This window comes from Roseateles sp. GW821-FHT09B06 (assembly GCF_059418245.1).
The window spans coordinates 65,544-86,005 of sequence record NZ_JBWKPM010000021.1; the positions used below are offsets into that span (position 1 = coordinate 65,544).

Annotated in this window: 22 protein-coding genes; 12 read left to right on the plus strand and 10 right to left on the minus strand. The window is 69.4% G+C overall.

The window, feature by feature from the left end; genetic code table 11:
• Nucleotides 1–45: 45 nt before the first annotated feature.
• Nucleotides 46–978 carry a LysR family transcriptional regulator gene (locus AC07OQ_RS17420; RefSeq protein ID WP_495054397.1) on the plus strand — a complete coding sequence of 311 codons (933 nt, stop codon included), beginning with the start codon at nt 46–48 and terminating at the stop codon, nt 976–978.
• Between the two features lie 147 nt (nt 979–1,125).
• Here the strand turns inward: AC07OQ_RS17420 and AC07OQ_RS17425 are convergent, their stop codons facing one another.
• Nucleotides 1,126–1,506: a flavodoxin family protein gene (locus tag AC07OQ_RS17425; RefSeq protein WP_495054398.1), complete on the minus strand. Its 381-nt coding sequence runs from the start codon at nt 1,504–1,506 to the stop codon at nt 1,126–1,128.
• Between the two features lie 238 nt (nt 1,507–1,744).
• Here AC07OQ_RS17425 and AC07OQ_RS17430 point away from each other — a divergent pair, with 238 nt between their 5' ends.
• The gene (locus tag AC07OQ_RS17430; protein WP_495054399.1) at nt 1,745–2,440 is read left to right on the plus strand and encodes a YecA/YgfB family protein; all 696 of its coding nucleotides are present in this window, start codon (nt 1,745–1,747) and stop codon (nt 2,438–2,440) included.
• 9 nt (nt 2,441–2,449) lie between these two features.
• On the opposite strand, the gene AC07OQ_RS17435 is transcribed toward AC07OQ_RS17430, so the two are convergent.
• Nucleotides 2,450–3,760 (minus strand): Hsp70 family protein, encoded by a 1,311-nt coding sequence (locus tag AC07OQ_RS17435; RefSeq protein WP_495054400.1) that lies wholly within the window; start codon nt 3,758–3,760, stop codon nt 2,450–2,452.
• A gap of 64 nt (nt 3,761–3,824) precedes the next feature.
• Nucleotides 3,825–5,138, minus strand: coding sequence for a D-amino acid dehydrogenase (locus tag AC07OQ_RS17440; RefSeq protein ID WP_495054401.1), 1,314 nt, complete (start codon nt 5,136–5,138; stop codon nt 3,825–3,827).
• 150 nt (nt 5,139–5,288) lie between these two features.
• Between AC07OQ_RS17440 and AC07OQ_RS17445 the strand changes: the two genes are divergently transcribed.
• Nucleotides 5,289–6,230: a LysR family transcriptional regulator ArgP gene (locus AC07OQ_RS17445; RefSeq protein ID WP_495054402.1), complete on the plus strand. Its 942-nt coding sequence runs from the start codon at nt 5,289–5,291 to the stop codon at nt 6,228–6,230.
• Here AC07OQ_RS17445 and AC07OQ_RS17450 read toward each other — a convergent pair.
• A complete protein-coding gene (locus AC07OQ_RS17450; protein WP_495054403.1) occupies nt 6,218–6,460 on the minus strand; it encodes a hypothetical protein in 243 nt (80 codons plus the stop codon). The two genes, AC07OQ_RS17445 and AC07OQ_RS17450, sit on opposite strands and share 13 nt — an antisense overlap.
• A 214-nt stretch (nt 6,461–6,674) precedes the next feature.
• On the opposite strand from AC07OQ_RS17450, the gene AC07OQ_RS17455 reads away from it, so the two are divergent.
• A complete protein-coding gene (locus tag AC07OQ_RS17455; RefSeq protein WP_495054404.1) occupies nt 6,675–6,890 on the plus strand; it encodes a hypothetical protein in 216 nt (71 codons plus the stop codon).
• A gap of 39 nt (nt 6,891–6,929) precedes the next feature.
• Here the strand turns inward: AC07OQ_RS17455 and AC07OQ_RS17460 are convergent, their stop codons facing one another.
• The 4 genes from AC07OQ_RS17460 to AC07OQ_RS17475 all read right to left on the minus strand — a co-directional run bounded on the left by AC07OQ_RS17460 (nt 6,930) and on the right by AC07OQ_RS17475 (nt 10,010).
• Nucleotides 6,930–7,352 carry a universal stress protein gene (locus tag AC07OQ_RS17460; RefSeq protein WP_495054405.1) on the minus strand — a complete coding sequence of 141 codons (423 nt, stop codon included), beginning with the start codon at nt 7,350–7,352 and terminating at the stop codon, nt 6,930–6,932.
• 73 nt (nt 7,353–7,425) lie between these two features.
• Complete coding sequence (locus AC07OQ_RS17465) at nt 7,426–8,208, minus strand: metallophosphoesterase (protein ID WP_495054406.1); 783 nt, start codon at nt 8,206–8,208, stop codon at nt 7,426–7,428.
• Nucleotides 8,209–8,313: 105 nt separating this feature from the next.
• Nucleotides 8,314–9,063 carry a UPF0149 family protein gene (locus AC07OQ_RS17470; RefSeq protein WP_495054407.1) on the minus strand — a complete coding sequence of 250 codons (750 nt, stop codon included), beginning with the start codon at nt 9,061–9,063 and terminating at the stop codon, nt 8,314–8,316.
• Nucleotides 9,060–10,010 carry a LysR family transcriptional regulator gene (locus AC07OQ_RS17475; protein ID WP_495054408.1) on the minus strand — a complete coding sequence of 317 codons (951 nt, stop codon included), beginning with the start codon at nt 10,008–10,010 and terminating at the stop codon, nt 9,060–9,062. Before AC07OQ_RS17475 ends, AC07OQ_RS17470 begins: the two co-directional genes overlap by 4 nt.
• A 131-nt stretch (nt 10,011–10,141) precedes the next feature.
• On the opposite strand from AC07OQ_RS17475, the gene AC07OQ_RS17480 reads away from it, so the two are divergent.
• The gene (locus AC07OQ_RS17480; protein WP_495054409.1) at nt 10,142–10,381 is read left to right on the plus strand and encodes a hypothetical protein; all 240 of its coding nucleotides are present in this window, start codon (nt 10,142–10,144) and stop codon (nt 10,379–10,381) included.
• Nucleotides 10,382–10,495: 114 nt separating this feature from the next.
• Here the strand turns inward: AC07OQ_RS17480 and AC07OQ_RS17485 are convergent, their stop codons facing one another.
• Entirely contained in the window at nt 10,496–12,364 is a 1,869-nt protein-coding gene (locus tag AC07OQ_RS17485; RefSeq protein WP_495054410.1) for a phosphoenolpyruvate carboxykinase (GTP), read from the minus strand.
• A 312-nt stretch (nt 12,365–12,676) separates the two neighbouring features.
• Here AC07OQ_RS17485 and AC07OQ_RS17490 point away from each other — a divergent pair, with 312 nt between their 5' ends.
• Nucleotides 12,677–13,252 (plus strand): MOSC domain-containing protein, encoded by a 576-nt coding sequence (locus AC07OQ_RS17490; protein ID WP_495054411.1) that lies wholly within the window; start codon nt 12,677–12,679, stop codon nt 13,250–13,252.
• A 10-nt stretch (nt 13,253–13,262) separates the two neighbouring features.
• On the opposite strand, the gene AC07OQ_RS17495 is transcribed toward AC07OQ_RS17490, so the two are convergent.
• Entirely contained in the window at nt 13,263–14,339 is a 1,077-nt protein-coding gene (locus AC07OQ_RS17495) for an alkene reductase (protein ID WP_495054412.1), read from the minus strand.
• A 160-nt stretch (nt 14,340–14,499) separates the two neighbouring features.
• On the opposite strand from AC07OQ_RS17495, the gene AC07OQ_RS17500 reads away from it, so the two are divergent.
• The 6 genes from AC07OQ_RS17500 (at nt 14,500) to fdhD (ending at nt 20,459) form a co-directional block, all read left to right on the plus strand.
• The gene (locus AC07OQ_RS17500) at nt 14,500–15,714 is read left to right on the plus strand and encodes a right-handed parallel beta-helix repeat-containing protein (protein ID WP_495054413.1); all 1,215 of its coding nucleotides are present in this window, start codon (nt 14,500–14,502) and stop codon (nt 15,712–15,714) included.
• 38 nt (nt 15,715–15,752) lie between these two features.
• Nucleotides 15,753–16,607, plus strand: a complete 855-nt coding sequence (locus AC07OQ_RS17505; RefSeq protein WP_495054414.1) for a 23S rRNA (adenine(2030)-N(6))-methyltransferase RlmJ — start codon at nt 15,753–15,755, stop codon at nt 16,605–16,607.
• A complete protein-coding gene (locus AC07OQ_RS17510; RefSeq protein WP_495054415.1) occupies nt 16,607–16,933 on the plus strand; it encodes an NIPSNAP family protein in 327 nt (108 codons plus the stop codon). The genes AC07OQ_RS17505 and AC07OQ_RS17510 overlap by 1 nt, the downstream gene beginning before the upstream one ends.
• Nucleotides 16,934–17,039: 106 nt before the next feature.
• On the plus strand, nt 17,040–19,397 hold the full coding sequence (locus tag AC07OQ_RS17515) for an FdhF/YdeP family oxidoreductase (protein WP_495054416.1): 2,358 nt from the start codon (nt 17,040–17,042) through the stop codon (nt 19,395–19,397).
• A complete protein-coding gene (locus AC07OQ_RS17520; protein WP_495054417.1) occupies nt 19,372–19,638 on the plus strand; it encodes a hypothetical protein in 267 nt (88 codons plus the stop codon). The genes AC07OQ_RS17515 and AC07OQ_RS17520 overlap by 26 nt, the downstream gene beginning before the upstream one ends.
• Nucleotides 19,635–20,459 (plus strand): formate dehydrogenase accessory sulfurtransferase FdhD, encoded by an 825-nt coding sequence (gene fdhD, locus AC07OQ_RS17525; protein WP_495054418.1) that lies wholly within the window; start codon nt 19,635–19,637, stop codon nt 20,457–20,459. The genes AC07OQ_RS17520 and fdhD overlap by 4 nt, the downstream gene beginning before the upstream one ends.
• The last annotated feature ends 3 nt before the right edge of the window (nt 20,460–20,462 follow it).

The window sequence follows — 20,462 nt, forward strand, 5'->3', positions numbered from 1 at the left end:
CTGCCAATCGGCTTTCGGCGATTTGATTGTTCGATAATCTGAACAATGACTGCCCTGCCCGAACTGCGCAACGAACTGCTCTGGGGCCAGCTGCATGCGCTGCTGATGGTGGCCCAGCTGGGCAGCTTCACCAAGGCGGCGCAGCGGCTGGCGCTGTCCAAGGCCGCGGTCAGCCAGCGCATCGCCGAGCTGGAGCGCGCGATGGGGGCGCAGCTGGTGGCGCGCACCACGCGCTCGGTGCGCCTGACCGAAGCCGGCGCGCGCCTGGTGGAAGACACCGAGGCCAGCTTTGCCCACATCACCCGCAGCCTGGCCGAGGCGCGCGACGCGGCCGGCCAGCCGCGCGGGCTTTTGCGCATCACCGCGCCGGTCGCCTTGGGCCGCCAGCATGTGGCGCCGCAGCTGGAGAGCTTTTTCCGCCGCTATCCGGAGATCCGCATCGAGCTGGACCTGTCGGACCGGCTGGTGCCGCTGGCGCAGGAGGGCTTCGATCTGGCGATCCGCCACACCAGCAGCCCGCCCGACACCCATGTGGCCGTCAGGCTCTGCGCCTCGCGCGCGTTGCTGCTGGCCAGCAGCGCCTATCTGAGAAAGCATGGCGCGCCCGAGCATCCGGCCGAACTGGCCCGCCACCCCTGCCTGCCCTATCTGCGGCCGGGGCCGGCGGTCTGGCTGTTCGAGAAGGACGGCGAGCGGGTCAAGGTGCCGGTGCAGGGCCCGCTGCGCGCAGGCAACAGCGAGGTGCTGCGCGAGGCGGTGCTGTCCGGCCTGGGGCTGGCGCTGCTGCCCGATTTCAGCGCGGCGCCGGCGCTGCGTGCCGGGCGCCTGAAGGAGATCCTGCCCGGCTGGCGCCCGGTGGGCTTCTTTGGCGACGGCATCTACGCCATCCATCCCTGGAGCAATGCGACGCCGCGACCGGCGCGGCTGTTCACCGAGCATCTGAAGGCGGCGCTGGCGGGCGGCTTCGGCAGCCCCTGAGCGGGACGCCGAAAAAAACGCCCGCCCGGCGGAACCGGGCGGGCGGTACAAGTCCTTGAAGTCAAGGACGTCGTTGGGACCGAGGCCCGGCGCGCGCCGGGCATGAAGGCAATGTAGGGAAGGGCGGGCGGCCCATCCATCCCACCCTTAGGGGATGGCCGTGAGCGCCGCGAAGTAGCCCCTGGCCTGCCCCCAGGCTTCGGTGTCCTGCTGCACCGTGTCCGGCGGCCCGCCCTTGCCCCACAGCGGGCCGCGCCAGTCCATCGCCATGAACTCGGCGCAGAGCCGGGCGCTGTCGATGGCCGGCTGGGCCTTGGCGCGGTCGCCGCTGGTGGTGACGAACCACAGGCGCTTGCCGGCCATGCGGGGCTTGAAGTCAAGACCCGGCACGCGCATCCAGGCGCTCCAATGGTCGAGGTAGAGCTTCAGGGTGGCCGGGAAGCTGTACCAGTAGACCGGCGCGACCAGCACCAGGTCGCTGGCGGCCAGGGTGGCGTCGAGCAGGCGCCTGGCATCGCCCTCGGGCATCGGATAGCTGCCGACATCGTGGCGATGGTCGGCGTAGGGGGGGCAGGGCCAGGCGGGCCAGGTGCTCCCAATGCTGCTCGGCGCTCGCCGGCAGGGCCGCGGCGGCCTCGCGGGCCAGGGCCTCCGTATTGCCCAGCACGCCGGGCTGACGGGTGCTGGCGACCAGGAAAAGGGCGTTGCTGATCATGCTCATCGGCTCATGATACGAAGCCGGGCCAGACAGCGAGACAATAGGGGCATGAGTTCAGCCCCGCATGCCAAATCCCCGGTCCAACCGCTCAGCGAGCTCGAGATGGGCCGTCTGCAAGACCTGCTGGACGCCCTGCCGGCGCCGCTGGAGCCGCTGGACATCAGCATGCTGGATGGTTATCTGGTCGGCGTGCTGCTGCAGCCCAAGGCCGTGCCGGCGCACCAGTGGCTGCGGCCGATCCTGGACAGCGAGGGTCGCGAGCTGCCGGCGGGGCTGGAGACCGACCCGATCCTGGCCCTGTGCAAGCGCCGCCATCAGCAGCTCAACCGCGCGATCGCCGAGCGGCAATGGTTCGACCCCTGGGTGTTCGAGCTGCACGACGAGGATGAGGACGACGAGACCAATCCCTCCGAGGCCCTGCTGCCCTGGGTGGCCGGCTTCGCGCTGGCCGCCGAGCTCTTTCCCGAGCTGATGAAGCGGGATGCGGCGAGCCTCTTGGAACCGCTGGCCGCGCTCTATATGCACCTGGATCCGGACGATCTGGAGGATGCGGACGAGCTGCTGGAGGAGATCGAGAGCCTGGAGCCGCCGGCCGACCTGGAGGAGGCGGTGGAGAGCCTGGTCAGCGCCTGCCTGATGCTGGCCGACGTATCGCGGCCGCAGGCGGCGGCGCCGGCCGGCAAGCCCGCCGGGCCGGCGACCAAGCGCCGCGGTCCGCCGCCGCCACGCGGGCGGCGCCATTGAAGCCGCCGGCTACTGCGTGAACAGCCGGGCCGCGTGCAGGCCCAGGCCGGTGGCCACCGAGGCGAAGCGGTCGCCGCGCACCGCCTCGGCGCCCGGGTAGTCCGCCGCGATGCGCTCGGCCAGCAGACGCAGGCCGGTGGAGCCGCCGGTGAAGTAGAGCGCGTCGATCTGCGCCGGCTTCAGGCCCGCCTGGACCACGGTGTCGCGGCCGGCCTGGACGATGCGGCCGATGTCGGCCTCCAGCGCGGCGATGGCGGTGGACTCGCCAAGCGGCACTTCCAGGCCCGACTCCACCAGGCCCAGATCGATCACGGTGTCGCCGCCGCCGGAGACGGCGATCTTGGCGCCCTCGGCGCGCGCCGCCAGCTCGTGGCCCAGATGGTCCTCGATCACGGTCATCAGCCGGTCGTGGTGGCGCGGGTTGCCGTAGAAGCCGCGCATGCCGCGCAGCTCGGCGATGCGGCCGGGGCTGTAGACCGTGTTGATCAGATGCCAGGTGGCCAGGTCGAAGTAGACGCCGCTGGGCACCTCGCGCGCCGGCTGGCCGGGCCGCTCGGGGCCGAGGCTGCGGTAGCCCAGCTCGCGCAGGATCGAGGCCAGCTCGATGTGGCGGTCGAAGTCGGTGCCGGCGATATGCACGCCGTGGTTGGCCAGGATGTCGTCGCGGCGGTCCAGGCGCTGCATCCGCTGGGGGCCGACGCGCACCACCGAGAAGTCCGAGGTGCCGCCGCCGATGTCGGCCACCAGCACGAGGCGTTCCGCATCGATCTTGCTTTCATAGTCGAAGGCCGCGGCGATCGGCTCGAACTGGAAATGCACCTCGTCGAAGCCGACCGCGTGGGCGGCCAGCTCCAGCGATTTCTGCGCCGCGGCATCGCGCACGGGATCCTCGTCGACGAAGAACACCGGGCGGCCCAGCACCAGCTTGTTCAGCGGTTCCGGCGCTCCGGCCTCCAGCGCCTTCCTGCGCAGGCGCTTCAGGTAGCCGGCCAGGATGTCGGCGTACTTGACGCCGCGGCCGCCACCGACATCGGTGGTCTGGTCGATCAGGCCGGAGCCCAGGATGCTCTTCATCGAGCGCATCAGGCGCCCGTCGACGCCATCCACATAGGCCGCCACCGCGGCGCGGCCGAAAGCGCGCGGCGGGCCGTCGGCGTCATGGCGGCCCTCGACGAAATAGAACACCGCGGTGGGCATGGTCAGATGCCCGGGCTCCAGCTCCACCAGGCGCATCGTGCTACCGGTGGTGCTGGCGGCGGGGATGGCGATGGCGGAGTTCGAGGTGCCGAAATCGATGGCGCAGAAGGAAGCAGAGCTCATGGCGGTCGCACCTGGAATGGGGCGCGGATTGTAGGCGCGAGCGCCGCCGCCATGTGCGGCGGCCTCAGGCGGTGGCCATCGAGCGCAGCGGTTTTGCCGGCAGCGCGTCGCCGTAGAAGCCGAATTCCATCTCCGGCCGGCGGCCCGCCATCAGCTCGGCCAGCGCATGGCCGGAGCCGGCGCCGTGGGTCCAGCCCAGGGTGCCATGGCCGGCGTTGAGCCAGAGGTTGGCGGCCTTGCGGCTGCGGCCGATGTAGGGGATGTTGGTCGGCGTGCTGGGGCGCAGACCGGTCCAGAAATTCGGCTCGCTGGTGTCGGCCACGCCGGGGAACAGCTCCTCGTAGCGCTTCACCAACGAGGCGCAGCGGGCGCGCGAGGTGGGATTGTCCAGGCTCACGTCGTAGCCGGCCAGTTCGGCGGTGCCGGCGATGCGGATGAAGTCGCCCAGCCGCGAGATCGCGATCTTGCGGGTGTCATCCAGCAGGCTGACGACGCTGGCCTGCTCGGGCTTCTTCAGGCGCAGGGTGGCCGAGTAGCCCTTGGCCGGGTAGATGTTCAGATGCTCGCCCAGCGGCTTCAGCAAGGCCGGCGTGTAGGAGGCCAGCGCGGCCACATAGGCGTCGGCCTTCAGCGAGAACTTCCGGCCGGATTCGCGTGAGGCCACGGTCACGCCGCCGATCTCGCCGCCGGCCGCTTCCAGCGCCAGCACATCATGGCCCCACAGGAAGGTGGCACCGCGCTGGGCGCAGAGCCGGGCCAGCTTCTGCGTGAAGACGCGCGCATCGCCCGATTCGTCGCTGGGCGTGAAGGTACCACCGAACACGCGGTCGCCGAAGCTCTTCAGCGCGGGCTCGACCTTCAGCACCTCCTCGCGGTTCAGCACGCGGCGGTCCACGCCGTGGCGGCGCATGATCTCGGCACCGGAGGCGCCGTTGTCGAAATCGGCCTGGCTGGAGAAGAAATGCAGGATGCCGCGTTCCAGGCGCTCGTACTCGATGCCGGTCTGGGCCACCAGGGTCTTCAGCGAGTCATGGCTGTAGCGGCCCAGCTGCACCAGCTCCTCGACATTGCGTTCGAAGGCGGCGGTGGTGCACTGGGTCAGGAAGCTCAGGCCCCAGCGCCACTGCGCCGGGTCCAGGCGCGGGCGGAACAGCAGCGGCGAATCGTCCTTCAGCAGCCATTTGGCCACCTTGAAGGGGGCGCCGGCATTGGCCCAGGGCTCGCAGAAGCTGACCGAGATCTGTGCGCCGTTGGCGAAGCTGGTCTCCATGGCGGCGTCCTCCTGGCGGTCCACGACGGTGACCTCGTGGCCCTGCTCCAGCAGATACCAGGCGGTACTGACGCCGATGATGCCCGCGCCCAGAACAACGACTTTCATGATGAGGACTTCCTTGGTGAGGGCCCGGCGGCGGGCTCGGCAGCTTGGTAGACCGAGATCGAGCCCCGGCCAAGCGATCCCGGATTGTCGGCAAGGGCGCCCGCTGTATGAAGCGGCATTCATATTTCTCGGAGTACATTAGAGGAACTTATGAAAGACCTGGACTCCGCCGGCCTGGATTGCCTGGCTGCGCTGGCCGACGAGCGCGGCTTCGAGCGTGCCGCGCAGCGGCTGGCGATCACGCAGAGTGCCGTCTCGCAGCGCCTGCGCAGCCTGGAGGCGCAGGTGGGCCAGCTGCTGGTGGTGCGCTCGCGGCCGCTGCGCTTGACCGAGGCCGGCAAGGTGCTGCTGCGCTATGCCCGCCAGCTGCAGGCGCTGCGCAGCGACGTGGTGCGCGAGCTGGGCGCACGGGTCGCGCCGCATGAGCGCATCGCGATCGCGGTGAATGCCGACAGCCTGGCCACCTGGGTGCTACCGGCGCTGGACGGCATGGTGCAGCAGGGGCTGCGCGAGGGTTTCGGGCTGGAGCTGGTGGTGGACGATCAGGACTTCACCCACGACTGGCTGCGCCAGGGCGAGGTGCTGGGTTGCGTCAGCACGGTGCGCCAGGCGCTGCGCGGCTGCCTGGTGCAGCCCTTGGGCGTGATGCGCTATATCGCGGTGGCCAGTCCGGCCTTTCTGCGGGCGCAGTTGCCGGGCGGGCTGACGGCGGCCAATTTCGCCCAGACGCCCTTCCTGGTGTTCAACCACAAGGATGACAGCCAGTCGCAATGGGTGTCCAAGGCCTTCGGCGTGCGCGCACCGCGTCTGCGCGAACGCTTCGTGCCCTCCAGCGAGGCCTATATGCGGGCGGTCTGCATGGGCTGGGGCGTCGGCGTGGCGCCGGAACTACAGCTGCGCCCGCTCCTGGCGAGCGGCGAACTGGTGGCACTGCGGCCCGAGATCAGCGTCGACGTGGCGCTGTACTGGCATCAATGGAAGCTGGTGACCGAGCTCCAGGCCGCACCGGCGCGGGTGGCCCTGCTGGATCAGATCGGCCAGGCGTTGGCCGTGGGCGCGCGCCGGGCGCTGGCGCCGGATCAGCGCGGCTGAGGTGCGACCGGCAGGGCCGATGGGGTGCTGCCGGTATGCAGCATCGGCTTCAGGCCGGTCAGCCGATCTCGAGGGACACGCGTGGCATGTTCCTGGGCGCCGTGGGTGGCGTGGGCCAGCCAAAGGGCGCTGACGACCACGGCGGCAATGATCGAACGGGTCAGCCAGCTGAGGATTGCAAAATTCATCTTGATGGAAGGGCGCGCTTGCGGAACAACGGCAATGGCCATGCAGCTTAGGGGGCGGCAAAGCGAACGCCATCCTCCCCCGGTGGGATGGACAATTTGGAAGTAGAAGCGGAAGCCACGCCAAAAGCTGTATCCAGATGTCCCGGCGTGAGCTTTTCCCAACTGCGGTGCGTTCCCCACCCAATTTGGGGATTCTTCTTCGGATGGGCAGGCGCACACTGGGGCCACGCCGTAACGAACACTTGTGAGGTCCGATATGCGATTCGCTCCAGCACTTCGCTTCCTGCGCAAGAACTCCGTGCCGGCCGTTCCGCAGGACCCTGCCGACCTGGGCACCGCCTTCGGTATGGAGGCCAGCCTGGAGGGCGAGGATTCCACCAACTTCCGGACCTCCAGCTACGAGCTGGAGTCCGAGCAGGTGGCGCGCGCCGCGCTGGAATCACCGCTGGCCTGGCTCAGCCGCCGCAGCTGAAGCGGGTGGACCGCCGCCGGCCGGCGGCGAGGCCGTCATTCAGCGGACCAGCAGTACCGGTGTCTCGCAGTTGGCCATCACCCGCGTCGTGACCGAGCCCAGCACCAGCTTGCCCAGGGCGTTGTGGCCGTGCGAGCCCATTACCAGCAGATCGAACTTGCCCTTGGTCGCCAGGGTGGCGATCACTTCGGCGGCGTGGCCCACCTTGGAGACGAACTCGGCGTTGAGGCGCTGGCGCGTGAAGAAGGTGCGCAGCGGCTTGAAGACCTTCTCGGCCTCGTCGGTGTAGTAGCTTTTCAGCACATCCTTGTCCAGCGCGGCGGCGGCGCGTGGCGGCACGGCGGGAACGACGTTCAGCACGGTGTACTGGTGGGCATCGCCCAGCCACTCGTCATGGGCCGCCAGATAGGCCAGCATATGCTTGGTGTAGACGCTGCCATCGACCGCGACCAGGATTTTCATGCTCCGCTCCTTGTGTGTTGTTGAGGCTACGGCGGCAGTCTGACACAAGACCCGGCCTGCGAATTGACGGCGATCAAGCGCCGGCGGCGTCGAAGACCTCGACGCAGCGCTGCCCGTCGTAGCCATCCGCCTCGCCGCGCTTGCTGTGGCCGCGCGCATTGCAGACCACGCGGCAGCCCTGCAGCCGGTAGTCGTGGCGGCAATGCAGATGGCCGTGGATCCAGAGCCGCGCGCCCGGGAGCAGGGCCTCGTCGTCGTTGCAGAAACTGGCGGTGCCGGGCTGGCGGCCGTAGCGGGGGTCGGCGCTGCGGATGCTGGGCGCGAAATGGGTGATGGCGACGGTGGCGTCCCAGTCGGGGCCTCGCTCCGGTGCGGCCAGGGTGTCGGCCAGCCAGGCGCGGCAGCGCAGGCCCTCGTCGCGCACGGCGGCGGCGTCGAAGGGCTGACCATGGCGGGTGGCGTTCATCACGCGCTGGAAATACCCGGCGGCACGCAGCGCGCGTTCGCGCTGGGTCGGACCGAACAGGTCGAAATCGCTCCAGCGCGTGCTACCGACAAAGCGCACCCGGCGGCCCTGAGCGTCCGTCATCAAGTGCACCGCGTCATCCAGCATCACGAAGCCCAGTTCGCGCGCCAGCTGATGCAGGCCGGCGCGCGCCGCATCGAAATCGCGCTCGTCGTACTCGTGATTGCCCGGCACGAAAAGCACCGGCACCGGCCAGCCGCGGAACAGTTCCAGCCCGCGCCAGCCGCTGTCCACGTCGCCGGCCAGCACCAGCGCGTCGGCGCCCGGCGCCGGCTCGGGCGTGAAGCTCTCGGTCTCGAGATGCAGATCGGAGATCAGTTGCAGTCGCACGTCAATGCTCGGCGCTGTCGACCCAGCGGATGCCGCCGATCCGGCTTTGCCGGTCGGCCGGCATCGCCCCCTTGAGGGGGCGGCCGCAGGCCGTAGGGGGTGGACTCAATTGCTGCCGTGGCACTGCTTGTACTTGCGGCCCGAGCCGCAGGGGCAGGGGTCGTTGCGGCCGACCTTGGGGCCTTCGCGGCGCAGGGTCTCGACCTTGTAGCGGTGCTCCTCGGTCAGGTCGCGCAGATCGGCCACGGTGACCACCAGCTCCTCGATCGCGTCGTCCAGATCCTTCAGCGGATGCTCGCGGTCCAGGGTGGCGACGATCTCCTTCTCCTCGGCGGTTTCGGCCGGCAGGTGGCGGTACAGGCGCGCCAGCGCGGCCATCACCGCGTCGTCGGGCGTCTCGGACAACTCCGGGAAGCACAGGCAGGCATGCTGGAAGCCGGCCACCCAGGGCAGCAGGGCGCGCGAGATCGGCGTCATCGCGGCATAGGCAGGGTCCTCCGCCGCGTCGGCCGGCGTCTCGGTGTTGGCCGGGTCGTCCATGTCCAGCACGACCGGATCGAACCAGCCGTTCTCGACCATGGCGCGGTTCAGCGCCTTGTAGCGGCGCTCGACCAGCTCGCGGATGCGGGCCTGCCAGGCCGGATCGGCATCCTCGGGCAGGGTGCCTCCGTCGTAGTCGTAGATGTTCGGCAGCCACTCCTCGGTCTCGATCAGGCGCGGCTGCACCAGCACGCCGCACAGGTAGCCGTCCAGCATCGAGGCGTCCAGCGCCTGCAGCGGCGCGGGCGTGGTGGCGAGGAGTTCGTCGAGTTCGGCAAACTCGGCGTCGGTCAGGTCGGTGTTCGGGGTGCTCATGGCCGGATTGTCGCCGTTGTTGCGGATTGCGCGGCCTCGATCAGGCGCTCGCGCATCCAGCGCTGGGCGCTGCGACCGTCGTTGCGCAGGTGCCAGAGCATGTCCACATGCACCCGCGCCAGCGGCATCGGCAGCGGCCGCTCGACCAACTGGCCCTTGTAGCCGGTGGCCTCGACGAAGGAGGCGGGCAGCACGGTCAGCAGGTCGGAGCGGGTGACGATGCGGCCGGCGGTGAAGAACTGGTTGACCGTCAGCATGATGCGGCGCGAGCGGCCCAGAGCCGCCAGCGCCTCGTCGGTGAAACCATGCGGCCGGCCCGAGAAGCTCACCAGCAGGTGGTGGGCGGCGCAATAGCGGTCCAGGTCCAGCTCGACCTCGGCCAGCGGATGGCCCAGGCGCATCACGCAGACATACTCGCTCTCGTAGAGCCGGTGCTGGCGGATCGCCGCCATCGTGCCCAGCGACTGCAGTGCCGCCACCGCCTGCGGGAAGTAGCCCAGCGCGAGATCGGCCTCGCCCTGCTCCAGCAACGCGCGCGGGTCGCGCGTGGTGAGCGGCAGCACATGGACGTTGGCCAGGGCCTGGACGGCCTCCATCTGCACCACCAGATGCGGCAGCAGCAGCGCCGCGGTGGAGTCGGCCATGGCAATGCGGAAGGTGTATTCGTCCTGCGCCGGGCGGAAGTCGCTGGGGTCCAGCACCAGGCGCAGACGGTCCAGCGCCGCGCGTACCTCGGGCCACAGGCCCTCGGCGCGCGAGGTCGGCTTCATGCCGAAGGCCTGGCGCACGAACAGCTCCTCGCCCAGGGCCTCGCGCAGGCGCTTCAGCGCATGGCTGACGGCCGGCTGTGTCATCGCCAGGCGCTCGGCGGCGCGGGTCAGGCTGCGCTCGGCCATCACGGCGTCGAAGACCTTCAGCAGGTTCAGGTCCAGGTTGCGGAGATTCATCGCGAAGCGCCCAAGTTATGCACAATGTTTATATGACTAATGCAAAGGATTCATTTGCCTCACACCTAGGGTTTACCCCAGAATTCGCTCCATCGGTTCCATAAGAGCCACTCAACCAGGAATACATAGCCATGAGCGTCGCCTCCCAAACCTTCGGTCTGCCCCTGTCCCGTTCGATCAGCCATGGCGGCTCCTTTGCCGCCATCGGAGCCCGTCTGTGGATGCGCGCGATCGACAGCGTCAAGACCCACTATGCGCTGGCCGCCGAGCGCCGCGCCGAACGCGAACTGCTGGCGCTGGCCGCCCAGTACGAATCCAGCATGCCCTCGTTCGCGGCCGAACTGCGCGCCGCCAACGCCCGCCGTCGCTGATCGATCGACCGGCCTCGGCCCGCACCGAGCCTGGCGGTCAAGCCAAGGCCATCAAAAAAGCCCGCTCATCGAGCGGGCTTTTTGCTTGCGGACTCTTGGCGAGTCAGTGATTGCTTACTTGGCGGCTAGGCGCTGTTCGATCTTGGTCTTGGTTTCGGGCAGGGCGGTCGGCAGGTGATGGGCCAGCTGCTGGAACAGCTGCTCGTGCAGCGTCAGCTCCTCGGCCCAGGCGGCACGGTCGATGCTGGTGACCTGCTCGAACTGGGCGGCGCTGAAGTCCAGGCCGTCCCAGTTGAGGTCGGCGTAGCCGGGGGTGATGCCGAACACGTTCTCCTGCCCCAGGCCCTTGCCTTCGATGCGGTCCAGCATCCACTTCAGCACGCGCATGTTCTCGCCGTAGCCGGGCCAGACGAACTTGCCGTCCGGGCCCTTGCGGAACCAGTTGACGCAGTAGATCCTGGGCAGAGTGGCGCCCGCGGCCTGCAGCTTGGCGCCCAGATCCAGCCAGTGCTGGAAGTAGTCGCTCATGTTGTAGCCCATGAAGGGCAGCATGGCGAAGGGGTCGCGACGCACCACGCCCTGCTGGCCGGCGGCCGCGGCGGTGGTCTCGGAACCCATGGTAGCGGCCATGTAGACGCCTTCGACCCAGTCGCGCGCCTCGCTGACCAGGGGCACGGTGGTAGAGCGGCGGCCGCCGAAGATGAAGGCGTCGATCGCCACGCCGGCCGGGTTGTCCCACTCGGGATCCAGCGCCGGGTTGTTGGTGGCGGCCACGGTGAAGCGGGCGTTCGGATGGGCGGCCTTGGCACCGGTTTCCTTGGCGATCTGCGGCGTCCAGTCTTTGCCCTGCCAGTCGATCAGGTGGGCCGGCGGCGTGTCGGTCATGCCCTCCCACCAGACGTCGCCGTCATCGGTCAGCGCCACGTTCGTGAAGATCACGTCGCGCTTCAGGCTGTCCATGCAGTTCGGGTTGGTCAGCGCATTGGTGCCCGGGGCGACGCCGAAATAGCCGGCCTCGGGGTTGATTGCGTACAGGCGGCCATCCTTGCCGGGCTTGATCCAGGCGATGTCGTCGCCGATGGTGGTCACCTTCCAGCCGGCGAAGGCCTTGGGCGGGATCAGCATCGCGAAATTGGTCTTGCCGCAGGCGCTGGGGAAGGCGGCGGCGATATGGCGCTTCTGACCCTCGGGGTTCTCGACGCCCAGGATCAGCATGTGCTCGGCCAGCCAGCCCTGGTCACGGCCCATCGTCGAGGCGATGCGCAGCGCGAAGCATTTCTTGCCCAGCAGGGCGTTGCCGCCGTAGCCCGAGCCGTAGGACCAGATCTCGCGGGTCTCGGGGTAGTGGACGATGTACTTGGTCTTGTTGCAGGGCCACGTGACGTCGGCCTGCCCGGCCTGCAGCGGCGCACCCACCGTATGCACGCAGGGCACGAATTCGCCGTCGGCACCCAGCACGTCCAGCACCGCGCGGCCCATGCGGGTCATGATGCGCATATTGACGGCCACATAGGGGCTGTCCGACAACTCGACGCCGATATGGGCGATCGGCGAGCCCAGCGGGCCCATGCTGAAGGGCACGACATAGAGGGTGCGGCCGCGCATGGCGCCCTTGAACAGGGCCTGCTCGCCGGTCTGCAGCAGCGTGCGCATCTCGGCCGGGGGCATCCAGTTGTTGGTCGGGCCGGCATCGGCCTTGTCCGGGGTGCAGATGAAGGTGCGGTCCTCGACGCGGGCGACGTCGCTTGGATCCGAGCAGGCCAGGTAGCTGTTGGGACGCAGCGCCGGGTTGAGTTTCACGAAGGTACCGGCCTCGACCAGCTGTTGGCACAGCCGCTCGTACTCGGCCTGGCTGCCGTCGCACCAGTAGACATCGCGGGCCTCGGTCAGCGCGGCGATCTCGGCGACCCAGGCGATCAGGCGCGGGTGCTTCACGTAGGCGGGCACGTTCAAGCGCAGCCCTTCCATCAGGGGTTGGTTCATGGCGAATCCATCAATGTTGAAAAGCAGAATTGGGTCAGGTTCGAGGGTTTCGGACCTGGCCCAATGCCGCTCGCCACGGGCTGCATGGAGGCTTTGCCACCCCGGATTTGCGCCGGGACAGGCATTGTCGTCCCAATGTAATCACGCCGTAACCTCCGAGTCCCAGGGGGTCATGCAATTCCCGTATGAGTTCATGCCGGACCTCGGCATGGTCTGGGGCGCGGATTTGACCGTCGCCGCTGCAACGGTCGGCAACCAGGTTTTCTGGCGAAAATGCGCGCCTCGCTGCCCGACCGTGCCCGCACCCTGATCATGAAGCTGCTCAGCCTCAACACCTCGCTCATCCAGCCCCTGCCGGTCGACGACGGCCGCAGCGTGCCCAGCGGCATCCGCAAGCGCGCGCGCGCCGGTGCGGTGGCGGTGGCGCCGCTGGGCCTTGAGGGTGACGAGCAGGCCGATCGGAGCGTGCACGGCGGCCCGTCCAAGGCCGTCTATGCCTACCCGAGCGAGCACTATGCCTTCTGGCAGACGGTGCGTGCCCAGGCCAAGGCCGCGCCCTGGAACGCGCCGCTGCCGCCCGGTAGCCTGGGCGAGAACCTGACCCTGGTGGGCCTGCTGGAAAGCCAGGTCTGCATCGGCGACACGCTGCGCTTCGCCGATTGCGAACTGGTGGTCAGCGAACCGCGCTATCCCTGCTTCAAGTTCAATGCGGTGATGGGCTTCAACCAAGCCGCCAAGCTGATGATGCAGAACGGCTGGTGCGGCTTCTATCTGGCGGTGGGCAAGCCCGGCACGCTGAGGGCCGGCGAAGGCTTCGAGCTGATCCCCGGCCCGCGCGAGGTGGGCATCGTCGAGCTGTTCAAGGCCAAGACCAGGAACAAGCTCTAGGCCCCCGGCTTCAGGCCGCCAGCGCCGGGTAGTCGATGTAGCCCTGGGCCTCGCCGCCGTACAGCGTGGCCTTGTCGAGCGGCTGCAGCGGGGCGTTGAGCTTCAGGCGACGCACCAGATCGGGGTTGCTGATGAAGTCGCGGCCAAAGGCCACCAGGTCGGCCTGGCCGCCGGCCACGGCCTGCAGGGCCATTTCGCGGGTGTAGCCGTTGTTGACCATCCAGGGGCCCTTGAAGCGCTCGCGCATGGCCTGGTAGTCGAAGGGCGCGATGTCGCGCGCGCCGCCGGTCTGGCCCTCGATGATGTGCAGGAAGGCCAGGTTCAGCGGCGCCAGCTGCGCGGCCACATGGTTGAACAGGGCCTGGGCGTCGCTGTCCTGGCCGGCGTCGTTGACCGGAGTCACCGGCGACAGGCGCAGCCCGGTGCGGCCCGGCCCGATGGCCCGGGCGATCGCCGCCATCACATCGACGGTCAGGCGCGCGCGGTTCTCGATCGAACCGCCATAGTCGTCGCTGCGGTCGTTGATGCTGTCGCGCATGAACTGGTCCAGCAGATAGCCGTTGGCGCCATGCACCTCGACCGCGTCGAAGCCCGCGTCCATCGCGCAGCGTGCGGCGTGCACGAAGCGCTGCACCACGCCGGGGATCTCGGCGGTCTTCAGCGCGCGCGGCGCCGAGACCGGCACGAAGCCTTCGGTCGTGAAGGTCTTGCCATTGGCCGCGCGGTCGGTCGACGAGACCGGCGCGCCGCCCTGCGGCTGGAACAGCGCGTGCGAGATGCGGCCCACATGCCAGAGCTGCACCGCGATCTTGCCGCCCTCGGCATGCACCGCGTCGTTCACCTTCTTCCAGGCCGCGACCTGCTCGGGCGTGTGGATCCCGGGCGTGTCCAGGTAGCCCTGGCCTTCGGCGGTCACCTGGGTGCCCTCGCTGACGATCAGGCCGGCGCTGGCGCGCTGGCGGTAGTACTCGACGGCCATGGCGCCGGGCAGCAGGCCCTTGGAGCGGCTGCGTGTCAGCGGGGCCATGACGATACGGTTGGCGAGGTCCAGGTCGCCGATCTTGAGGGGGTCGAAGAGATTGGGCATTGCGCGCTCGGGCGTTGGAGGTGGAATGGCGCGAAGGTTAACGGGCCCGGCCGCGCGCCGCCGTCCGCTGTGCGACAACCGCGGCCAAGGCCCCGGTTTGCGGGACAAGGGCAGCAGCAGCGCGCAGGATTGGCTAGACTCGCGCGCCGGAGGGACTCCGATGCGTCATCTGTACTCCCATGCCGCCCAGCAGCGGGCGGCCGCGCCGGACCGACGTCGCCTGCTGCTGGGCGCCTGCCTGGCGCCCCTGCTGGCTGCCGCCGAGGCCCGGGCGCAGCCGCCGCAGCGCCCGGTGCTGCGGGTGGGCCGGGGCCAGGCGCTGCGCAGCCTTGGCGAAGCGGCGCGCCAGGCCCGCGACGGCACGCTGATCGAGGTGGACGCGGGCGAATATCCGGGCGATGTGGCGGTCTGGCGCCAGAACGACCTGGGCCTGAAGGCCGTGGGTGGCCGGGTGCGGTTGCCGGCGGGCAGCGCGGCGGCCGAGGGCAAGGGCATCTTCGTCACCACGGGCGAGCGCATCGCCATCGAGGGCTTCGACTTCAGCGGCGCGCGAGCGCCCGATGGCAATGGTGCCGGCATCCGGCTGGAACGCGGCTCGCTGCGGCTGGTCGACTGCAGCTTCAGCGATTGCCAGATGGGCCTGCTCAGCGGCGATGACCCGGCGGCCCGGCTGGAGCTGCTCGATTGCGAGTTCAGCCGCGCCGCGACGCGTCCGGGCGACGCGCCGGCCCATCTGCTCTATGTCGGCGGCATCGCGCGGCTGTCGGTCAGCGGCTGCTACTTCCACCAGGGCCGCATCGGCCACCTGCTGAAGAGCCGCGCCGCCCTCAACCTGATCAGCTACAACCGCCTGACCGACGAACTCGGCGGGCGCGCCAGCTACGAGCTGGAATTTCCCAACGGCGGCGTGGCCGTGCTGCTCGGCAACCTGGTGCAGCAGAGCGCGCAGACCGAGAACCCCTATCTGATCGTCTATGGCGCCGAAGGCCTGGCCCCCAAGGGGCGCCACGAACTCTGCCTGGCCCACAACACCCTGGTGGACAACCTGCCGCGCGACGGCGCCTATCTGCGCGTGGCGCCCGGGCCGGTGCGCGTGCGGGCCTTCAACAACCTGCTGGTGGGCAACCGCCGCTTCGCCACCGAGTCCTCCTGGGAGCTGCGCAACAACCTGGTGGTGGACTGGGACGCCTTCGTGCTGGCCGCGCGCGAGAACTACACGCCGCGCCCCGGCTCGCCGCTGCGCGGCAAGGTGGTGGATCCGGGGCCGGGGCCGGACGGCCTGTCGCTGCGACTCGAGCGCCAGTACCGCCATCCGCGCGGCAGCGTCGCGCTCTCGGGGCCGGCCCAGTTTCCCGGTGCGCTGCAGGGCGCCTGAGGCCGGGCGCCGCGGGCGAAGCGCTACAGTGCATACCTATGCTCGCCTATCGTCACGCCTTCCATGCCGGCAATCATGCCGATGTCCTCAAACACCTGGTGCTGTCCCAGGTGCTGCGCTATATGGGCGAGAAGGACAAGGCCTACACCCTGGTGGACACCCATGCCGGCGCCGGCGGCTACTCGATCGAGGGCCGCTACGCGCAGAAGACCGCCGAATACAGCGCCGGCGTGGCGCGCCTGTACGACCGCAAGGACCTGCCGGCGCCGCTGGCCGCCTACATGGACCTGGTGCGGCAGTTCAACACCGACGGCCAGCTGCGCCAGTACCCGGGCTCGCCGGCCATCGCCAACCTGCTGATGCGCGAGCAGGACCGCCTGCGCTGCTACGAGCTGCACCCGACCGACCACCGCATCCTGCAGAGCTATCTGGAGACCCGGCCCAACACCCAGGTCAGCGACAAGGACGGCTTCGCCAGCCTGAAGGGCGAGCTGCCGCCGCCCTCGCGCCGCGCCGTGGTGCTGATGGACCCGCCCTACGAGATCAAGACCGACTACGCCAAGGTGCTGGCCGCGCTGCGCGAGGGCCTGCAGAAGTTCGCCGAGGGCGTGTTCCTGATCTGGTATCCGCAACTCGCGCTGCTGGAATCCACCCAGCTGGCCCAGCGCCTGAAGGCCGCCGCCGACGCCGGCGCCAAGAAGGGCTGGCTGCATGTGCGCCTGACCGTGACCCAGCCCGACGAGCGCGGCTTCGGCATGCTGGGCAGCGGCATGTTCGTCGCCAACCCGCCGTTCACCCTGCACGACGAGCTGCAGCAATGCATGCCCTATCTGGTCGAGCGCCTGGGGCAGTACGACGGGGCCAATTTCGTGCTGGAACAAAAGACCGCCTGATGATCACCTGCCATCTGCGCTACGTCCTCGACCCCTACAAGCTGGCCGAGTTCGAGCATTACGGCAAGCTCTGGATCCCGCTGGTCGAGAAGTTCGGCGGCCGCCACCATGGCTATTTCCTGCCCTCGGAGGGCGCCAACAATATCGCGCTGGCGATGTTCAGCTTTCCCTCGCTGGCCAGCTACGAGGACTACCGCCACCGCTCGATGCAGGATGCCGACTGCCTGGCGGCCTTCCGGTACGCGGAAGAAACGCGCTGCATCCTCAGCTACGAGCGCAGCTTCTTCCGCCCCCTGTTCGGCGACGCGGCGCCGACGCGAGCCTGATCGTCCCAAGACCCTGTTCGGCGCCGCCAGGTTCTTCCACCGACAGCGCCCGGCCCGCGGGCCGGCTAGCATTGCAGGGCCTTCTTGCCCCTTTGGGGACATCTCCATGAGCGAACAGCAGAAGATCCATTTCTACAAGGGCCCGGCCGGCGGCTGGGGCGCGCTGAAGAGCGTGGCCAAGCATCTGCAGGCGCAGGGCATCGCGCTCAAGGGGGCGAAGACCCTGCTGTCGGCCAACCAAGCCGAGGGCTTCGACTGCCCCGGCTGTGCCTGGCCCGACCGCGACCACCGCTCGACCTTCGAGTTCTGCGAGAACGGCGCCAAGGCCGTCGCCGCCGAGGCCACCGCGCACCGCGCCACGCCCGCGGTGCTGGGCGAGCACCGCGTCTCCTGGCTGGCCGAGCAGAGCGATTTCTACCTGGAGAACCTGGGCCGCATCACCGAGCCGCTGGTCTACGACGCGGCCAGCGACCGCTATGTGCCGATCGAGTGGGACGAGGCCTTCGAGCTGATCGCCGCGCGGCTCAATGCGCTGGCCACGCCGGACGAGGCGATCTTCTACACCTCGGGCCGCGCCAGCAACGAGGCCGCCTTCCTCTACCAGCTGTTCGTGCGCGAGTTCGGCACCAACAACTTCCCCGACTGCTCGAACATGTGCCACGAGCCCAGCGGCCAGGGCCTGAAGCCGACCATCGGCATCGGCAAGGGCACGGTGACCTTGGAGGACTTCGAGCGGGCCGATGCGATCTTCGTGTTCGGCCAGAACCCCGGTACCAACCATCCGCGCATGCTCGGCGAGCTGCGCGCGGCCTCCAAACGCGGCGCGAAGATCGTCAGCTTCAACCCGCTGCGCGAGCGCGGGCTGGAGCGTTTCGCCGACCCGCAGGACAAGTTCGAGATGGCGACCTTGGGCTCGACGCCGATCTCGACCCATTATTTCCAGCTGCGCATAGGCGGCGACCTGGCCGCGATCAAGGGCCTGGCCAAACGCCTTCTCGAACTCGACGACATGGCGCGCGCCGAGGGCCGCGAGCGCCTGCTGGATGTCGACTTCATCGCCCAGCACACCCAGGGCTTCGAGGCCTTCGAGGCCGATCTGCGCGCCGAGAGCTGGGCCACCCTGGTCGAGGAATCGGGCCTGAGCCAGGAGCAGCTGTGCGCCGCCGCCGATATCTATGCCCAGGCCGAAAGCACCATCATCTGCTGGGGCATGGGCATCACCCAGCACCAGCATTCGGTCGCGACGATCCAGCAGATCGCAGCCCTGCTGATGCTGCGCGGCAATCTGGGCCGGCCCGGCGCCGGCGCCTGTCCGGTGCGCGGCCACAGCAATGTGCAGGGCGACCGCACGATGGGCATCTACGAGAAGCCGCCCCAGGCCTTCCTCGACAAGCTTGGCGAGGTGTTCGGCTTCGAGCCGCCGCGTCGGGACGGCTACGACACGGTGGAGGCGATCCGGGCGATGCTGGACGGCGCGGGCAAGGTGTTCTTCGCGCTGGGCGGCAATTTCGCCTCGGCCACGCCCGACACCGTCGCCACCTGGCGGGCGCTGCGCAGGTGCGAGCTGACCGTCCATGTCGCCACCAAGTTCAACCGCAGCCACACGATCCATGGCAAGCAGGCGCTGGTGCTGCCCTGTCTCGGCCGCACCGAGATCGACCTGCAGGCCGCCGGCCCGCAGGGCGTCACGGTGGAGGACTCGATGAGCATGGTGCACCTGTCCAGCGGCATGAACGCGCCGGCCTCCGCGCACCTGCTGTCCGAGCCGATGATCGTCGCGCGCCTGGCCGCCGCCACCTTGAAGGGCCGCAGCCGCACGCCGTGGCTGTGGCTGGTCGAGGACTATGCGCGCATCCGCGACAAGATCGAGGCCGTGCTGCCCGACTTCGAGGGCTTCAACGAAAAGCTCAAGAAACCCGGCGGCTTCCGCCTGCGCAACACGCCCTCGGAGCGGGTCTGGACCACGCCCACCGGCAAGGCCAACTTCATCCCCTTCAAGGTGCCGACCGACACCTCGCTGCACCAGGCGCGCCGCCAGGTGCGCGATGCCGTGGTGTTCACCTTGGCAACCGTGCGCTCGCACGACCAGTACAACACGACGATCTACGGCATGGACGACCGCTACCGCGGCGTCTGGGGCCATCGCCGCGTGGTCTTCATCAATGCCAAGGACCTGCAGGCGATCGGCATGAAGGCCGGCGACTGGGTCGACATCACCAGCGTCTGGGCCGACGGCGAGCAGCGCCGCGCCGAGAAGTTCGTGCTGGTCGAGTACGACATCCCGCGCGGCTGCCTGGCCAGCTATTTCCCCGAGACCAATGCGCTGGTGCCGCTGGCCAGCGTCGCGATCGGCGCCGGCACGCCGACCTCCAAGTCGATCCCGGTGGTGCTGACCTTGCGGCCGCAGGATTCTCCGCTGGCCGAGGCGCGCAGCGTCAATGATGACGCCACCGCCCACGCCTGAGGCCCTGGCCGAGGCGGCGCTGCGCGCCCTGGCCGAGCTGGACTTGGGGCAGGGCGTCTCGCTGCCGCGCCTTGCCAAGCGCCTGGGCCTGCGCGTCAGCGTGCTGCTGCGCCTCTACACGCTGATGAGCGACGCGCGCCTCGGCGCCGAGGCCGGCCCCGGCTGGGTGCGCCTCCTGTGCGACGATCAGGGTCGCTGGCGGGCCTGGATCACCGCGGCGGGAAGGGGCGAACCGGAATGACGAAGCGCATCGAGCTGGACACCGATCTGCCGCTGCCGGCCGCGCTGGTCGAGGTGCATCCGCGCCGCCTCGGCAGCGACGCTCCCTCCGCGAGCGAATGGGTGGCCGAGGAGGTGCCGATCGCGCTGGAGTTCAACGGCCTCTCGCATGCGGTGATGCTGGCCACGCCGCTGGACCTGGAGGACTTTGCGCTGGGCTTCTCGCTCAGCGAGGGCCTGCTCGACACGCCGGCCGATCTGCTGGATCTGGCCGTGGCGCCGCAATGCCAGGGCCTGGCGCTGCAGCTGAGCGTCAGCGCGCGCTGCGAGATGCGCCTGAAGGAGCGCCGCCGCAGCTTGGCCGGCCGCACCGGCTGCGGCCTGTGCGGCACCGACAGCCTGGAACAGGTGTTCCGCCCGCTGAGCCGCCCGGTGCTGGCGCCGCGGGTCGGGCCCGCCGCGCTGGCGCGCGCGATGCGCGAGCTGGCCGCGGCCCAGCCGCTGCAGCGCCGCAGCGGCGGCGTGCATGCGGCCGCCTGGTGCGCGCCGGACGGGCGCTTGCGCCTGCTGCGCGAGGACGTGGGCCGGCACAACGCGCTGGACAAGCTGGTCGGCGCGCTGGCGCGCCTCGACGGCCATGACCCGCGCGACGGCTTCGTCGCCGTCACCAGCCGCGCCAGCTTCGAGATGGTGCAGAAGACCGCCCAGGCCGGCATCGGCCTGCTGGCCGCCGTCTCCGCGCCCACGTACCTGGCGATCCGCACCGCCGAGGCCGCCGGACTGGCGCTGGCCGGCTTCGTGCGCGAGGGGCGGGCGACCTTGTACAGCGGCGGCGCCGAGTGATCC

Excerpts from the sequence above, each read along its gene's own strand:
- AC07OQ_RS17420 (WP_495054397.1), top strand. The coding sequence starts at position 46 with ATGACTGCCCTGCCCGAACTGCGCAACGAACTGCTCTGGGGCCAGCTG.
- AC07OQ_RS17425 (WP_495054398.1), bottom strand. The coding sequence starts at position 1,506 with ATGCCCGAGGGCGATGCCAGGCGCCTGCTCGACGCCACCCTGGCCGCC.
- AC07OQ_RS17430 (WP_495054399.1), top strand. The coding sequence starts at position 1,745 with ATGAGTTCAGCCCCGCATGCCAAATCCCCGGTCCAACCGCTCAGCGAG.
- AC07OQ_RS17435 (WP_495054400.1), bottom strand. The coding sequence starts at position 3,760 with ATGAGCTCTGCTTCCTTCTGCGCCATCGATTTCGGCACCTCGAACTCC.
- AC07OQ_RS17440 (WP_495054401.1), bottom strand. The coding sequence starts at position 5,138 with ATGAAAGTCGTTGTTCTGGGCGCGGGCATCATCGGCGTCAGTACCGCC.
- AC07OQ_RS17445 (WP_495054402.1), top strand. The coding sequence starts at position 5,289 with ATGAAAGACCTGGACTCCGCCGGCCTGGATTGCCTGGCTGCGCTGGCC.
- AC07OQ_RS17450 (WP_495054403.1), bottom strand. The coding sequence starts at position 6,460 with ATGGCCATTGCCGTTGTTCCGCAAGCGCGCCCTTCCATCAAGATGAAT.
- AC07OQ_RS17455 (WP_495054404.1), top strand. The coding sequence starts at position 6,675 with ATGCGATTCGCTCCAGCACTTCGCTTCCTGCGCAAGAACTCCGTGCCG.
- AC07OQ_RS17460 (WP_495054405.1), bottom strand. The coding sequence starts at position 7,352 with ATGAAAATCCTGGTCGCGGTCGATGGCAGCGTCTACACCAAGCATATG.
- AC07OQ_RS17470 (WP_495054407.1), bottom strand. The coding sequence starts at position 9,063 with ATGAGCACCCCGAACACCGACCTGACCGACGCCGAGTTTGCCGAACTC.
- AC07OQ_RS17475 (WP_495054408.1), bottom strand. The coding sequence starts at position 10,010 with ATGAATCTCCGCAACCTGGACCTGAACCTGCTGAAGGTCTTCGACGCC.
- AC07OQ_RS17480 (WP_495054409.1), top strand. The coding sequence starts at position 10,142 with ATGAGCGTCGCCTCCCAAACCTTCGGTCTGCCCCTGTCCCGTTCGATC.
- AC07OQ_RS17485 (WP_495054410.1), bottom strand. The coding sequence starts at position 12,364 with ATGAACCAACCCCTGATGGAAGGGCTGCGCTTGAACGTGCCCGCCTAC.
- AC07OQ_RS17490 (WP_495054411.1), top strand. The coding sequence starts at position 12,677 with ATGAAGCTGCTCAGCCTCAACACCTCGCTCATCCAGCCCCTGCCGGTC.
- AC07OQ_RS17495 (WP_495054412.1), bottom strand. The coding sequence starts at position 14,339 with ATGCCCAATCTCTTCGACCCCCTCAAGATCGGCGACCTGGACCTCGCC.
- AC07OQ_RS17500 (WP_495054413.1), top strand. The coding sequence starts at position 14,500 with ATGCGTCATCTGTACTCCCATGCCGCCCAGCAGCGGGCGGCCGCGCCG.
- AC07OQ_RS17505 (WP_495054414.1), top strand. The coding sequence starts at position 15,753 with ATGCTCGCCTATCGTCACGCCTTCCATGCCGGCAATCATGCCGATGTC.
- AC07OQ_RS17510 (WP_495054415.1), top strand. The coding sequence starts at position 16,607 with ATGATCACCTGCCATCTGCGCTACGTCCTCGACCCCTACAAGCTGGCC.
- AC07OQ_RS17515 (WP_495054416.1), top strand. The coding sequence starts at position 17,040 with ATGAGCGAACAGCAGAAGATCCATTTCTACAAGGGCCCGGCCGGCGGC.
- AC07OQ_RS17520 (WP_495054417.1), top strand. The coding sequence starts at position 19,372 with ATGATGACGCCACCGCCCACGCCTGAGGCCCTGGCCGAGGCGGCGCTG.
- fdhD (WP_495054418.1), top strand. The coding sequence starts at position 19,635 with ATGACGAAGCGCATCGAGCTGGACACCGATCTGCCGCTGCCGGCCGCG.